Origin of the sequence: Pedobacter sp. UYP30, from assembly GCF_040547165.1 — a bacterium.
GTDB lineage: Bacteria > Bacteroidota > Bacteroidia > Sphingobacteriales > Sphingobacteriaceae > Pedobacter.
This window is the reverse complement of record NZ_JBEPPD010000004.1, coordinates 226,707-240,831: the sequence shown is the minus strand read 5'-3', so window position 1 is coordinate 240,831 and position 14,125 is coordinate 226,707. Positions and strand designations below refer to the sequence as shown.

Here is a 14,125-nt window from a genome sequence, read left to right as displayed (position 1 = left end):
TTTATAAACATACTCAAAACTCGCAACCCGCAACCCGCAACCCGCAACCTCGATATGGATGGTAAATTATTCCTTGTGCCAACGCCAATAGGCAACTTAGAAGACATGACTTTTAGGGCCATTCGCGTGCTAAAAGAATGCGACTTAATTTTGGCCGAAGACACCCGAACAAGCGCACCGATGCTTAAACACTTCGAGATCGATAAAAGAGTTTTCTCACACCATCAACACAACGAGCATCAAGCAACTTCAGAAATTATAAAATTTTTAAAGGAAGGCCAAAAAATAGCCCTAATTTCTGATGCCGGAACACCAGCCATTTCTGATCCAGGTTTTTTTCTTATCCGCGAAGCGATAAAAAACGAAATAGTAGTGGAATGTTTGCCTGGCGCAACAGCTTTTGTACCTGCACTTGTAAACTCTGGCTTACCAGCCGATGCCTTTGTTTTTGAAGGATTTTTACCCGTTAAAAAAGGTCGTCAAACTAAATTTAAAAAACTGACAGAGGAAGAACGCACCATCATTCTTTACGAAAGCCCGCATAGGTTATTAAAAACTTTAGAAGAGTTTGCACAATATTTTGGCGCAGACAGGCAAGCATCGGTAAGCAGAGAGCTTACAAAAATGTTTGAGGAAACTGTTAGGGGAACGTTGGAAGAAATAAAATCACATTTCGAAAACAATACTTTAAAAGGAGAATTTGTAATTTGCATTGCGGGGAAACCGAACGAAAAAAATAAAAAGAAATATAAAGGTATTGATGAAAACATCGTAAAATAGAAGAACAATTTTTACTAACATGATTGACATAGATAAATTTTTAAGCGACGAGCAAGACCCAAAAGCAGTAGAGAAAATATTGGGAAAACTTGACGACCTCTTAATTAGCGGCGAAGAGCTGATATACATAGCGGTACAGAAAAAACCCGCGGTAAATTTGCTTCCAGATAGCATTGTAATTACCAATAAACGTATTTTCTATTGCCAACCAAGCAATTTGGGGCTTACCATGAATTTTAAAGACATTTCTTGGAAAAGTATAAAAGAGGTTTCTTTCAAGGAAGAAATTTTTGGCGCCAAATTTATTTGTGTGCCTACGCATGGCGAAAATATCGTTACAGATTTTATTCCGAAAGTGCAAGCCAGAAAGTTAAACCAAGCGGCAAACGAGCAAATAAACAGTTTTCACGAGAGCATTTCGTCCAAAAAAACAGAAATAGAACCGCTTAAAGAAATTTTAGAACCTGAGCCAGAAGCGCCTCAAATTTCAGCACCACTTTCCGCAGAAGAAGAAATCGTTCGCCCATTTATAGAACAAACAATACCTGAAGAGGAAGATGAGACCGTTTTGAAATTAAGAAAGCTGAAAAATCTTTTTGACAAACATTTGATAAGTCAAGAAGAATACGAGGCGAAAAAATCGAATATTTTAGATAGTTTGTAATTTCCTATATTTTCTCCACAGTTAAGCTTTGCTAAAAACCACACTAACCAGATGTTTAGAAAACATTTAACATACATTGCAGCGTAAGCCCTACCTATGAACAATAAAAACAATTATCTACTTGCTCTACTAAGCGCTTTTTTACTCTGGTTGGCTTGGCCGCCAATTCCTTACACCACTCCTCTCCTACTTATTGCGCTTGTTCCACTACTTATAGCACTAGATAATATCTCAAAATCTATGTTGTTAAAAAAAGGAAAACAGATTTTTTTAACGGCTGGTTTAACTTTTCTACTTTGGAACACGGTCTCTGTTTATTGGGTTTATAACGCTATAAAGGCTTACAATGGCACTTTGGTCGCCATTCCTGTATCGCTTATTCCCTTTTGCTTGGGCGCATTGTTAATGACTTTTGCCTTTTGGCTGTTTTATCGCTTAAAGAAATTTGTGCCCAAATACCTGGCATATACTGGCCTTATTTCTTTTTACATCGCGTTAGAATATCTGCAGCAAACCTGGGATTTTGCTTTCCCGTGGATGACTTTAGGAAACGGTTTATCTGGCATGCACCAATTGGCGCAGTGGTATGATTATACCGGAGTGTATGGCGGTTCGTTATGGATTTTAGTCAGCAATGTTTTGGCATTCGAAACTTATAATTACTTTAAACATGCCAATAAAATAGCCAAATTTAAACCGCCTTATGTTTGGTTGGCCGTAGTGATTATTCCTATAGGCATATCGTTGACAAAATATTACAAAGCGACAGAGAAGGGCACCCCTAGCAACGTGGTAGTGGTTCAGCCCAATATAGATCCTTATCAGAAACTCGAAATCCTCCCACCAGCAGAACAAATAAAGATTTTAACACATCTCTCCGATTCAATAGGACAGGTAAATACAGAATATTTTATTTGGCCGGAAACAGCCATCCCCAACTACGCTGACGAAGATAAGATTAGAGAAAGCTTGGATTATATGAACCTTCGAGATTTTCTCTCGAAATACAAAAACGGCACCTTAATCACCGGAATAGAAACGGTAAAGTTCTATCAGACAAAAAAAACGGTTTCTGCAAAATACGATGAACAGGGAAACAGGTACTTCGATAATTTTAATACTGCCATGCAGGTAGAAAATTCTGACAACGTGCAATTTTATCATAAATCTAAATTGGTTCCAGGAGCTGAGAAAATGCCTTTTCCTGCAGTTTTTTCCTTTTTGGATGGTGTCTTCTCTCAGCTTGGCGGAAGTGTGAGCGGATGGGGTTGGCAGGAAAATCCTAGCGTGCTTTATTCGCAAAGTGGCATTGGTGCTGCACCAGTTGTATGCTACGAAAGTTTGTGGGGCGATTGGATTGGCCAACAAGTTAAACAAGGCGCACAATTTATTGCCATAATTACCAACGATGCTTGGTGGGGAAATACCTCTGGCAAAGACCAACATGAGTTGTACGCAAAACTTAGGGCCATTGAAACCCATAGAGATGTAGCGCAATCTGCAAATACCGGTATTTCTTGCTTCATAAACCAACGCGGAGACATTACCCAGCATACCAAATGGTGGACACGCACTGCCATTAAAAGCGACATTCATTTAAATGACGAGCTTACTTTTTACGTAAAAAATGGAGATTTGATTGCAAAATTGTTCTATATAATTGCCATTTTGCTTGCTTTGGTTATTCCATATAGCACATTTATCAAAAAGAAAAAATCAGAAAACTCTTTAGGATAGTTACATATTATTATGAAAAACCAAAAACACCTCCATTTTGCTGTGCTTATTTTATTGTTGCTTTTAAATATTGGTTGCGATCAGGTATCTAAACATATTGTAAGAGGTAGAATTAGCGAATATGAACACATTAGCATTATTAAAGACCATTTTACATTAACCAAGGTGCAAAATAGTGGCGCTTTTTTAAGCTTGGGCGACGAAATGCCCTATATTTTTAGGCTGATTATTTTAACAGGAATTCCGTTAATATTTTTAGCCTATGGTTTGTATTATCTTTTCGCACATAAAAATCTTCCTATATTGATGCAAATTGCACTATGCTTTTTAATTGGAGGAGGTATTGGTAATTTGTACGATAGGATCGTGCATGGCTCGGTTACCGATTTTATGCATATAAATTTTACCATTTTTCAAACGGGGGTGTTTAATTTTGCCGATGTTTCGATTATGATAGGTGTTTGTATATTGTTAATTAGGTCTTTTGTAGCGCCAAAAAACTCTACTGCTGAAAATTCTGAAACCTACTGATTTCTATAGCATGATTAAATCTTTACGCGTCATTTTTATAGAATTAAAGAACAGAATTTCCATTCGCAATATTTCTTGTCAAAATTCAATTGTCACGCACCGTTAATTATCGAAAAACTCATCTCAAAAACTAAAAAAACGTTTTGATTAATGAAATAAGTTTATGAGAATTTGGTAAAAATTCAATTATCTACTACCGGCTTCTGAAATGGGTTATGCTGAAATTTAAAGATTACTGATTTTAGGAAATTTAAATTATTACAAAACGGGGGTTTAATGATAGGTTATATCAAGGCGTTCATAGGTAACGAAAAAACTAATCGTATTTTTGATAGGTCAAATTAAAAAATGTAATAAAATATGAAATGTAATTTCAAAAAATATATTTCTAGATCGTTAATATGTTCTGCTATACTGATAGCTGCATGTAACAACAAACCGCAAAGCAAAATTACAAACTTAGATACTAGCAAGAATACCATTTCAAATACTCCGATTCCAGAGAATGACGATTATATTTCAGAAAACGCTTACAGTTTGAATGTTGTCTATTTTGTTCCAAGAGACAGATCAATTCTGCCTAACTATTAAGAAAGATTAAGTAAGTTTTTGAGATGGGGACAAGAGTATTACAGGTCTAACATGATAAGAAATGGTTATAAAAATACATTTGGTCTGTTGGTAAAACGTACCGATACCTCATCCGTACGTTTTACCGTTATTCACGGCATCTACACAGCTAGCAATTATACCTATAAGTACAAAGGAACGATTGAAGCAGAAATAAAAAACTATTTTGCGGCAAACCCAACATTAGCAACCGGAGATCACTATCTCGTTATTTCTTCTGTTAATGATATTGATCACGCGGATGCGCCTTTTTACGGTTTAGGCAAATTCTGCTATGCGCTAGATTATCCTGATTTTGATATTAAATATCTTGGACAAAACAATGTTAAAGGTCGACTAGTAGCGAAATGGTTTGGTGGAATGATGCATGAGTTAGCACACGGTCTAAACCTGCCACATTCACAGGAGACAAAAACGGAAGATCGTACTTTAGGGAAAAACTTATTGGGTACCGGTAATTATGTGTTTGGATCAGACCCAACTTTTATAAATAGGGCGGGAGCCGCTATTCTTGATAGGTGTCAAATATTTTCAAAAATTAAGAAGACATTTTACAACGCTTCTGATGCTGCGCTAACCTCATTAGACGGAAGGGTAGTTAATGGGGATTTTATTGTTTCCGGAACTTTTTCGACAACTGATGTTGTAACTGATGTTAACATTTATCAAGATCCTGACGCTCGCGAGAATGATTATGATGCCGTTGCTTGGTCTAGAAAGCCAGAAGGCAATTCTTTTAGGATATCCATGCCACTCAGCGATCTCGAAACTCCATCTGGAAGCTATGTGTTAAGAATTGGTCTAATAATGGGTAATGGAAATGTTTCAAACTTATCCTATCCATATGTTTTTAATAATGGAAAGCCTGTAATCAATTTTAATTTCAAATCGTTAACCGATGGTATTTATGAAATAGTATCGACTAGGCCTTCCGGTGGAAGTCTAAACGTCAATGGGGGTGAACTGAGGAATAAAGACAAAGTTGGGGTGTATACAGATAGTAATGGTAAAAATCAACGGTGGCAAATTACGGAAACAGGTAATGGTAATTATAAGATAGCACCCCAAAATGCAAATAAAAAAGTGCTAGAGGTCATTGATAAAAGTAATTTTTTCGCAACTGGTGTTCAGATTGGCGAAAGTGGAGATACATATGTTCAACAATGGCGAATTTTACCCTCAAATTCAAGAAATTATAAGATTCTCCCGAGTAGTTCCCCAACGTTTTTGTTGAGCGTAAATGATGAATTGGATGGTCGAGACAATTTAAAGCTTTTGGTTGACAAGGGCAATTCCGGCCAGGAATGGATGCTAAAAAAAATAAAGTAGTAATAGCTTTTTTTGGTATAACCACAGCCGAATTAAAATATTTGAACTTTAAAATTTAAGAGGAATAATTCTCATAAAACGGTCGTTTTTTGATAATGTCCAACTAAATTTCCTCACAGTTTACCTCTCCTAATAACCTCTTCAAATCATATACTTCCCAACAATGGGCATACGCCTACCCATGCCAAATGCTTTTGATGATATGCGTAAAAAAGGGTTAAATTTCCATCACAAGAGCAGTCTTAAAAAGTACCATTTAAAACAATTTTTGAATTTAAATTGTTTTACTAAACAATTTAGCAACTTTCTATCTAATTTAATATTAACTTTGTACTATGCAAGCATTTAATGTAAATAAGAAAAAAACAATTAACGCTGCGCTGTTCATCTTAAATAAGCTCGGAGATATAGATTATCATAAAATTTTTAAAATTTTATATTTTGCCGAACAGAACCATCTTAAAAACTATGGTCATCCGTTAACCGGCGATTCTTATCTAGCTATGTCTCATGGTCCAGTACCTTCGTTTCTTTATGACGTTTTTAAAGCCTCAGAATATCAGAGTTCGCCTTTCGGCGAGGCATTGGAATTATCTAAAGCGTTTAGCGTAGCTCGAAAAGATAAAATTCCTTATGTAACACCCAATAGGAAGCCCGATACTGATGAATTATCAGAGAGTAATATTGAAGTAATCGTTAAGTCAATTAGCGAAAATTATCAGTTGAGCTTTTTAGACATTACAAATAAGTCGCATGATTCTGCATGGTTAAAAGCTGAAAGGTCTAGTGAAAGTGAAATTTCTTATTTAGATATTGCAGAAGCTGCAGATGCGACGCCAGAAATGCTCGAATACATTTCGCTTAATTCTGAGAATTTTAATCTTGAAATAGCTTAATGTCGCTTTCTGATTCTTTTCCAGAAGATTTTAGAAAAGAATTTGCGCACCGTAATGTCAAAATTGGTTCAGTAATACGTGTTTTTGTAAAAGATACTAATCCTCCAAAAGAAAAACGTTTTGTTTTGGTGGGACAGTCTTATGACAAATTAATTTTTGCGGCCATTTTTATAAACTCAGAGATTAATTCCAAAATTTTTACCACCCCAGAATTAAGAGATTTAAACTTACAGCTGCTGGCAAAAGAAAGAACTTACCTCGATCATGATTCGTATGCGGACTGTTCAACTGTTCAAAAACGAGATAAAGTATGGTTAACAAAAATTATAGAAGAAAACCCAACACGAGTTATAGGAGAGGTTTCGGAAACTGATATGAGTGAGATACGCTTGAAAATTAAATCTGCTCGGACAATTTCGCCGGCAACAAAGAAAACTTTTGGCTTATTTTTATAGCCTACTAACCTGTAGTGTTTTCTAAACTCCAAATATCAGGTAGCTTTTTTTACCCCCACAACACCGCGCCAAAAAAAACTGCAATTTTTCCATAACTAATAACCTCTTCAAATCATATACTTCCCAACAATGGGCATACGCCTACCCATGCCGAATGCTTTTGGCGATACGCGTAAAATTGGTGGCGTTTGATAACGTTTAAACTCGGCACGGTTAACCATCAACAGCACGCGCTTTACCAAATCAGCATCAAACCCTTGATTTATAATGGCTTGTGTTCCTTTTTTCATTTCGATGTGTTGAAATAGAATTTTATCCAACACCTCATAAGGTGGCAAAGAATCAGAATCTTTTTGATCTGGCCGCAGCTCTGCAGACGGTGGTTTAACAATGGTATTTATTGGAATTAGTTCGCGTTCTTTGTTAATGTATTTGGCGAGTTCGAAAATCTGCATCTTATACACATCGCCAATTACGGCAATGGCGCCGCACATGTCGCCGTATAAAGTTCCATAACCCACGGCACATTCGCTTTTGTTTGATGTGTTTAGCAAAATATAACCAAACTTATTGCTCATCGCCATTAATAATGTTCCTCTAATCCTTGCCTGTATATTTTCTTCTGTCAAGTTTTGTGGTTGCCCTTTAAACGACTCGGCAAGCATCACATCAAAAGCATCTGCACCTTCTTTTATAGAAATAATGCGGTGCTGACAAGCAAAATTATCTACCAAAGCCAAGGCATCGTTAACCGAATGATTAGAAGAGTATTTAGAAGGCATTAAAATTGCCATCACATTTTCTGAGCCTAAAGCCCTACATGCAAGCGCACAAACTACTGCAGAATCTATTCCGCCAGACAAACCCAAAACCGCCTTAGAAAAACCCGATTTTTTAAAGTAATCTGAAATTCCCAAAACTAGGGCGTCGTGTATCTGGGCAATATCGCTTTCTCTCTCCGTATTTTCTGAATCTATATTTTTATTAGAGCGCGGATTCTTTTCATCCTCGAATTGAAATACTTCCAAATCTTCCTCAAAATATTTCATCTCTTTCAGCACATCGCCACTGGCATTTATCACCATAGAGCCACCATCAAAAATCAATTCTGTTTGCGCACCAATTTGGTTTACATAGTAAATAGGCAACTGGTATTTTTTTGCATTATCGGTAAGCACCTTAATTCTATTTTCATCGTGCAGATAAGAAAATGGCGACGCAGCAATGTTGATCATCAAGTCTGGCTGCTCCTGTATCAGCACATCCATGGGGTTTGCTACATAAAGAGGGTTGTCATTTATGTTCCAAAGATCCTCGCAAATGGTTAATGCAATCTTTTTACCCATAAATTCCACACACTTAAATTGGTTTGCGGGTTCGAAATATCTATACTCATCAAAAACATCGTACGTTGGCAGCAGTGCTTTTTTAGCTATGTGCTTCACTTCACCATTTTCTATAAAATAAGCGGCATTATATAAATCTTTCCCCTCAATTACCATGTTTTTAATCGGCAAGCCAACAATGCAAGCAATGTCTTTACAATGCCCCGCAATTTCTTTCGCGGCTTTTTCGCAAAGCGATATAAATTCTTCGAACTCTAAAAAATCTCTAGGCGGATAACCAGAAATGGCCAATTCTGCAAAAACAACAAGATCTGCGCCTTTTAATTTTGCCAGCGAAATGGCCTCGATGATTTTCTTTGTGTTCTGTTCGAAATTACCTACGTGATAATTAAGTTGTGCCAAGGCTATTTTCATGCGCAAATGAGGTATTTTTTTAATTTAAAGAAGTAAATTATCTAAGTTTGTAAGATATGGCATCTTGTGTAAAACCTCTGCAAATTTATCTAATTTTTTTATGCTCCTCTATATTTATCTCCTGCAAACAAGAACGCAAACCAGATGTAAGCAAAATTAAAGTAAATATAAAAATTGCCCGCTTCGACCAAGATCTTGCCGAGGGAGCAGGGGGAAACACCACAAAAACAAGCGCCGCTTTAAGTAAGAAATATGGCGTTTTTTATGATGACTATATCCACAAAATGGTGGGAGATCCATCACGCCTGAGACCTGAAGTATTAAATGCGCTTTACAAAGACAAAGCTTATAAAGACCTTACTAACGAGGTTGACAGTGTTTTCCCAAACTTAAACTCACAAGAAAAAGACCTTACAGAAACCTTTAAATACATAAAATATTATTATCCGAAAGCAAAAGTACCACACTTTATCGCTTTCGTTTCGGGCTTTTCTTATCAAATACCTATCGGCGATAAATACTATGGCATTGGGTTAGATATGTTTTTGGGCAAAGACAGCAAATTTTATCGTGGAATAGTAGAAAGTGTGCCTAGGTATTTGTCTGCGCAGTTTAAACCAGAGAACATTGTACCCAGAGTTGCCACCACTTATGCACATGAAGAGCTTTTTCCAGAACCCGACGAGAATAAAACTTTACTTTCTAAAATGGTTTTTCAGGGAAAAATTCTCTACTTTTTAGAAAAAGTATTGCCAGAACACGTTGGCGATTCTACTTTATTGGGTTATACAAAAAAACAATACGACTGGGCAACACATTTTGAGGGAGATATTTGGGCGTATATGCTACAGAATAATTTGCTCTATGAATCTGATTACCAGAAGATACAAGTGTACCTTGCCGAAGGGCCATTTACCCCCGGTTTGGGCGAACATAGAGAATCGGCACCAAAGTTGGGCGTATTTACCGGATTGCAGATTGTAAAAAAATATATGGCTGAACATCCTACAGTTACGCTACAGCAATTAATGGCCGATAACGACGGACAGAAAATATTGCAGCAATCGAAATATAAGCCAAAACAAGAATAGGTATGATGTTTGAAGCAGTTGGATGGAATACGAGTAAACCAAGTAGTTAGGCCAAAGATCAATAAAGGAAATATGAAAATAGGGATTGTTTTATCAGGAGGAGGAATAAGGGGAATTTCGCATTTGGGTGTTTTAAAAGCACTAAAAAACTTTGGCATTACACCCGATTTTATAAGCGGAACGAGCGCTGGCGCAATAGTGGGTGCAACTTTGGCCTCGGGCATAGATCCAGAAAAGGCCTTTGAAATTTACATGGACACCAAGTTGTGGCGTTTTTTTAGGCCCGCGCTGGGATCTTTGGGATTGGTAAATATCGAATCCACCAGTCTACTTTTTAAAGAATACTTGTTAAAAGATAATATAGAAGATTTAGACATCCCGTTGATTATTACTGCCGTAAATTTTAGCGAAGGCAAAGCGGTCCAATTTACCAAAGGCCCATTAATTAAGGCAATACACGCCTCTTGCTGCATCCCTGGTATTTTTAAGCCCGTAATGATTAATGACCAAATGTACGTGGATGGTGGGATCATCAACAATTTTCCCATAGAGCCATTAATGAATAAATGCGATATCATCATTGGCTCTTCCTGCAATCACCTAAATAAAGTTGATAAAATTACAGGCATTAGAAACCTTTTGAGTAGAGCAAGTGTAATGTCTATAAATCATGATATGGAACGGAAGGCGAAATACTGTAACCTTCTTATAGAACCTAAAGGTTTGGGTGCCATTAGCACATTCGATTTAAAACGTGCAGAAGACATTTACTGGATTGCTTATGAGGAAACGCTTGGTGTTATAAAAAACAACCCAGAAATTTATGCGCAGATTAAAGGAAAGTAGGTGTTGGGGTATAGGCGTTAGGTTATAGCTAATGTGCGATTTTGAGCAAGGAGCAAAGCCTAGATGTAGTCGGAGGTCCGAGGTCGGAAGTCATACAACTTCGCAGAGGATAACTAGGCCCAGTTAACCGATAACCACTAAACACTCTCTAACCACTAACCATTTAATCATTAACAATTAATCGTACCAGCTTCTCTCCTTCCAATACCGGGATAGCTTCGCAAATGTTTTGTTGCAGACAAAAAACAACGTCATCTTCTATGTCTAGCGCAGCGAGCCTATAGCTGTGAGAAGATTTTTTCAGATAACCGCGAAGATCATTTTTGGCGATTAGATAGAGGTCTTGGGCCGCTATGCTAGCATCATCGTATATAGTGCCGTTTTTGCGTAAAGCATTTACCACTGCGCCAGCAAAGAGTGTGTCTTCCAAATTAAATTGATTTTTCCATCCAGCACAAAGCAATAGCACATTGCCATGTAGGCTTTCTAAGTAATTGCAAAGCGGTTGAAGGTTTAAAAAAGAACCTATTAACACTTGTTTGGCTCTAGCCGCCGCCAATTGCAAAGCTCCCGTTCCGTTTGTGGTGGTTAACACAATGGTTTTTCCAGCTACTTTTTCTTCGGTATAACTAAAAGGAGAGTTTCCGAAATCGTAGCCTTCTACAACTTCTCCATTTCGTTCGGCTGCCAACAGAAATCCCCGATCTGCATAAGCCAAACACTCTTCTACCATGGCTACAGGAATAATTGCCGCTGCGCCATTGTCTATTCCAACAGTAATAGATGATGAAGCTCTTAAAATATCAATAACCACTACGGTACTTTCTTCAATATCGTGTAGATCTATCAGGGCTGGTGTTAGGCAAACTTCAATTTTTTTAGGCATACGGGAGGAAGGTTAGAGGTTAGAGGGGATAGGGGATAGGGTATAGGTTAGAGGGGATAGCGCGGAATAAAACCCTTGAGCCTTTCGCCTCACACCCTAAACCCTATTTATAAAAAGGGAATTTAACTACCTTGGCTTTTATAGGTGTGTTGCGGATGAGAATAAAAATCTCTGAATCTTCTTTGGAAAAAGCCTTTTCTACATAGCCCATACCTATTGCCTTTTGCAAGGATGGCGATTGAGTTCCAGAGGTTACTTTTCCAATTACATTTCCTTGTGCGTCTAAAATTTGGTAATCATGTCTGGGTATGCCGCGTTCTACCATTTCGAAACCGATAAGTTTTTGGCTCACTCCAGCTTCCTTTTGTGCAAGCAATTTTTCGGAATTTGTAAACGATTTAGAGAATTTAGTAATCCAACCTAAACCAGCCTCTATTGGCGAAGTTGTGTCGTCTATATCATTTCCATACAAACAAAAACCCATTTCCAATCGCAAAGTATCTCTAGCACCCAAACCAATCGGTTTGATGTTAAAAGGTTTTCCAGCTTCAAAAATGGCGTCCCAAATTTTATCGGCTTGTTTATTTTCAAAATATATTTCGAAACCACCTGCGCCAGTATAACCCGTAGCAGAAATAAGCACATTATCTACACCCGCAAAAGTCCCCTTTTTAAACGTGTAATAATCCATCGACGAAAGATCTATGTCGGTTAAGGTTTGTAAAGCATCAATTGCCTTGGGGCCTTGAACGGCTAGTAGCGACGTTTCATCAGATATGTTGTGCATTTCTACATTTTTGGTGTTAAAACGCTTAATCCAGTTCCAATCTTTCTCTATATTGGAAGCATTAACCACCAACATATAACTTTTTTCATCCAAACGATATACCAACAAATCATCTACAATACCGCCCTCTTCGTTGGGTAAACAAGAATATTGAATTTTGCCATCATGCAATTTGGCAGCATCGTTGCTGGTAACGCGTTGTATTAGATCTAAAGCATCCACGCCTTTTAAAATAAACTCTCCCATGTGGCTTACATCAAACACACCAACACTTTTTCTTACGGTAGCGTGCTCTGCATTTATTCCCTCTGGATAACTTACTGGCATATTATAGCCAGCAAACGGAACCATTTTGGCACCTAAGGCAATGTGCTTATCTGTTAAGGCGGTATTGTTCATACAAAAATTTATTTGCGGCAAAAATAGCAAGAAAAAATTAATGTTCAGGCAGCAAAGATTTTTAAGCCGCGGGCGCCATAAATTTATTGGAATAAACGCAGGTTAATTGCCCTTCTTCGGGTAATTTTCACTCAAATCTTCGTAAATCTTCATAATCTCCGAACATACGGGTCTAATTCTATGATATTTCTCAACCGTTTGTCTCGCATGGTCACCAATTTCCATCCAACGCTTAGGATTTATCATACACTGTAGAATAGATCGGTAAAACTCATCGGCAGTATCTGCTATCAAAATATCATGTCCGTTGGTATATTTAATTCCCTCTGCGGCGATGGTAGTGGCTATGATGCACTTTTTCATGGCCATTCCCTCAATAATTTTTACGCGCATGCCGGTACCACAAAGCAAGGGAACTATCATAATGGCTTTAGAATTGATAAATTCAATTGCATCAAACACTTCTCCTTCTACTATTACATTTTCAGAATCGTAATCGAAAAAATGCTTTTGCATGTTCTTACCAGCGATGTAAAAGCGAAGATCTTTGTTCAGTTTTTCTATATCGGGCCAAATATCATCTAAAAACCATTCCAAACCTTCTTGGTTAGGTCGCCAGTCCATCGCACCTAGGTGAAATAATGTTGGATAGCTGGTTTTACTTCTATCGACCACGTAATGATCTAGGTTTAACGCTACCGGGAAAACGGCTATGGGCACTTCACATCCAAAGCGCAAAATATTGTGCCTATCGGGTTCGCTTATGGCAAAAATATAATCAAAACGGTTAATGTGTGCGGTTTCGAAAGCTCGCAATCGTTGTGTTAAAAACGACAAATATTTGCGTCTTAAAAAAAATCCAGGCTGACCCGACAAACGCTCCCAAAGCAAAAACTCTATGTTGTGTGCACGATAAATAACCTTAGCACTGCTGTATTGCTTAATTAAATCGAGATAAGGCACGGTAAATAAGCTTTCCAACTGAATTACATCAAACGCATTTTCTCTTAAAATAATTTCTAGCTTTTTGGCTGCCTCATCTGTATAAAATCTAGAAACATTATACGATGTTTTACCGAAGAGATTTACCAAAGCATCTAAGGCTTTTACCCGATTGTCTACCGTTTGGGTATAAAATTTTATCTGCTTAAACACCGGATCGTAAATGTCGTCTACCTCTATATTATTTCTAATTGGGTTTAAACTAAACAAAGAAATTTCTGCACCTAGATCTAGCAAGCCTTTTATGGTGTTGTACACCACAATTGGATAGCCGCTTCTAGGTGGAAATGGGATTTGCTTTGTTATAAAAAGTATTTTCACTTGTGCTCAAA

At 37.5% G+C, this 14,125-nt stretch carries 13 protein-coding genes; 9 read left to right on the top strand and 4 right to left on the bottom strand.

The window, feature by feature from the left end:
• Positions 1 to 54 precede the first annotated feature (54 nt).
• From rsmI to ABIB40_RS07055, 7 genes are all read left to right on the top strand, one after another.
• Positions 55 to 780, top strand: a complete 726-nt coding sequence (rsmI, locus tag ABIB40_RS07085; RefSeq protein WP_354357423.1) for a 16S rRNA (cytidine(1402)-2'-O)-methyltransferase — start codon at positions 55 to 57, stop codon at positions 778 to 780.
• A 19-nt stretch (positions 781 to 799) separates the two neighbouring features.
• Complete coding sequence (locus ABIB40_RS07080; protein WP_354357421.1) at positions 800 to 1,444, top strand: PH domain-containing protein; 645 nt, start codon at positions 800 to 802, stop codon at positions 1,442 to 1,444.
• 96 nt (positions 1,445 to 1,540) lie between these two features.
• The gene (gene lnt / locus ABIB40_RS07075; protein ID WP_354357419.1) at positions 1,541 to 3,181 is read left to right on the top strand and encodes an apolipoprotein N-acyltransferase; all 1,641 of its coding nucleotides are present in this window, start codon (positions 1,541 to 1,543) and stop codon (positions 3,179 to 3,181) included.
• 12 nt (positions 3,182 to 3,193) lie between these two features.
• The gene (gene lspA / locus ABIB40_RS07070; protein ID WP_354357415.1) at positions 3,194 to 3,712 is read left to right on the top strand and encodes a signal peptidase II; all 519 of its coding nucleotides are present in this window, start codon (positions 3,194 to 3,196) and stop codon (positions 3,710 to 3,712) included.
• Between the two features lie 642 nt (positions 3,713 to 4,354).
• Positions 4,355 to 5,671, top strand: a complete 1,317-nt coding sequence (locus ABIB40_RS07065) for an RICIN domain-containing protein (RefSeq protein WP_354357413.1) — start codon at positions 4,355 to 4,357, stop codon at positions 5,669 to 5,671.
• A 335-nt stretch (positions 5,672 to 6,006) separates the two neighbouring features.
• Positions 6,007 to 6,567, top strand: a complete 561-nt coding sequence (locus ABIB40_RS07060; protein ID WP_354357411.1) for a Panacea domain-containing protein — start codon at positions 6,007 to 6,009, stop codon at positions 6,565 to 6,567.
• Positions 6,567 to 7,022: a hypothetical protein gene (locus ABIB40_RS07055; protein WP_354357409.1), complete on the top strand. Its 456-nt coding sequence runs from the start codon at positions 6,567 to 6,569 to the stop codon at positions 7,020 to 7,022. Before ABIB40_RS07060 ends, ABIB40_RS07055 begins: the two co-directional genes overlap by 1 nt.
• 107 nt (positions 7,023 to 7,129) lie before the next feature.
• Here the strand turns inward: ABIB40_RS07055 and ABIB40_RS07050 are convergent, their stop codons facing one another.
• Entirely contained in the window at positions 7,130 to 8,782 is a 1,653-nt protein-coding gene (locus ABIB40_RS07050) for an NAD+ synthase (RefSeq protein WP_354357407.1), read from the bottom strand.
• Between the two features lie 56 nt (positions 8,783 to 8,838).
• On the opposite strand from ABIB40_RS07050, the gene gldB reads away from it, so the two are divergent.
• The gene (gene gldB / locus ABIB40_RS07045; protein ID WP_354357405.1) at positions 8,839 to 9,873 is read left to right on the top strand and encodes a gliding motility lipoprotein GldB; all 1,035 of its coding nucleotides are present in this window, start codon (positions 8,839 to 8,841) and stop codon (positions 9,871 to 9,873) included.
• Between the two features lie 72 nt (positions 9,874 to 9,945).
• Entirely contained in the window at positions 9,946 to 10,719 is a 774-nt protein-coding gene (locus tag ABIB40_RS07040) for a patatin-like phospholipase family protein (RefSeq protein WP_354357403.1), read from the top strand.
• A 163-nt stretch (positions 10,720 to 10,882) separates the two neighbouring features.
• Here the strand turns inward: ABIB40_RS07040 and ABIB40_RS07035 are convergent, their stop codons facing one another.
• From ABIB40_RS07035 to ABIB40_RS07025, 3 genes are all read right to left on the bottom strand, one after another.
• Complete coding sequence (locus ABIB40_RS07035; RefSeq protein WP_354357401.1) at positions 10,883 to 11,605, bottom strand: 2-phosphosulfolactate phosphatase; 723 nt, start codon at positions 11,603 to 11,605, stop codon at positions 10,883 to 10,885.
• A gap of 103 nt (positions 11,606 to 11,708) precedes the next feature.
• Positions 11,709 to 12,791 carry a glycine cleavage system aminomethyltransferase GcvT gene (gcvT, locus tag ABIB40_RS07030; RefSeq protein WP_354357400.1) on the bottom strand — a complete coding sequence of 361 codons (1,083 nt, stop codon included), beginning with the start codon at positions 12,789 to 12,791 and terminating at the stop codon, positions 11,709 to 11,711.
• A gap of 102 nt (positions 12,792 to 12,893) precedes the next feature.
• Complete coding sequence (locus ABIB40_RS07025; protein WP_354357399.1) at positions 12,894 to 14,114, bottom strand: glycosyltransferase family 4 protein; 1,221 nt, start codon at positions 14,112 to 14,114, stop codon at positions 12,894 to 12,896.
• Positions 14,115 to 14,125: the final 11 nt, after the last annotated feature.

Excerpts from the sequence above, each read along its gene's own strand:
- ABIB40_RS07035 (WP_354357401.1), bottom strand. The coding sequence starts at position 11,605 with ATGCCTAAAAAAATTGAAGTTTGCCTAACACCAGCCCTGATAGATCTA.
- ABIB40_RS07040 (WP_354357403.1), top strand. The coding sequence starts at position 9,946 with ATGAAAATAGGGATTGTTTTATCAGGAGGAGGAATAAGGGGAATTTCG.
- ABIB40_RS07065 (WP_354357413.1), top strand. The coding sequence starts at position 4,355 with ATGATAAGAAATGGTTATAAAAATACATTTGGTCTGTTGGTAAAACGT.
- ABIB40_RS07060 (WP_354357411.1), top strand. The coding sequence starts at position 6,007 with ATGCAAGCATTTAATGTAAATAAGAAAAAAACAATTAACGCTGCGCTG.
- ABIB40_RS07055 (WP_354357409.1), top strand. The coding sequence starts at position 6,567 with ATGTCGCTTTCTGATTCTTTTCCAGAAGATTTTAGAAAAGAATTTGCG.
- gldB (WP_354357405.1), top strand. The coding sequence starts at position 8,839 with ATGGCATCTTGTGTAAAACCTCTGCAAATTTATCTAATTTTTTTATGC.
- rsmI (WP_354357423.1), top strand. The coding sequence starts at position 55 with ATGGATGGTAAATTATTCCTTGTGCCAACGCCAATAGGCAACTTAGAA.
- gcvT (WP_354357400.1), bottom strand. The coding sequence starts at position 12,791 with ATGAACAATACCGCCTTAACAGATAAGCACATTGCCTTAGGTGCCAAA.
- ABIB40_RS07080 (WP_354357421.1), top strand. The coding sequence starts at position 800 with ATGATTGACATAGATAAATTTTTAAGCGACGAGCAAGACCCAAAAGCA.
- lnt (WP_354357419.1), top strand. The coding sequence starts at position 1,541 with ATGAACAATAAAAACAATTATCTACTTGCTCTACTAAGCGCTTTTTTA.
- ABIB40_RS07050 (WP_354357407.1), bottom strand. The coding sequence starts at position 8,782 with ATGAAAATAGCCTTGGCACAACTTAATTATCACGTAGGTAATTTCGAA.
- lspA (WP_354357415.1), top strand. The coding sequence starts at position 3,194 with ATGAAAAACCAAAAACACCTCCATTTTGCTGTGCTTATTTTATTGTTG.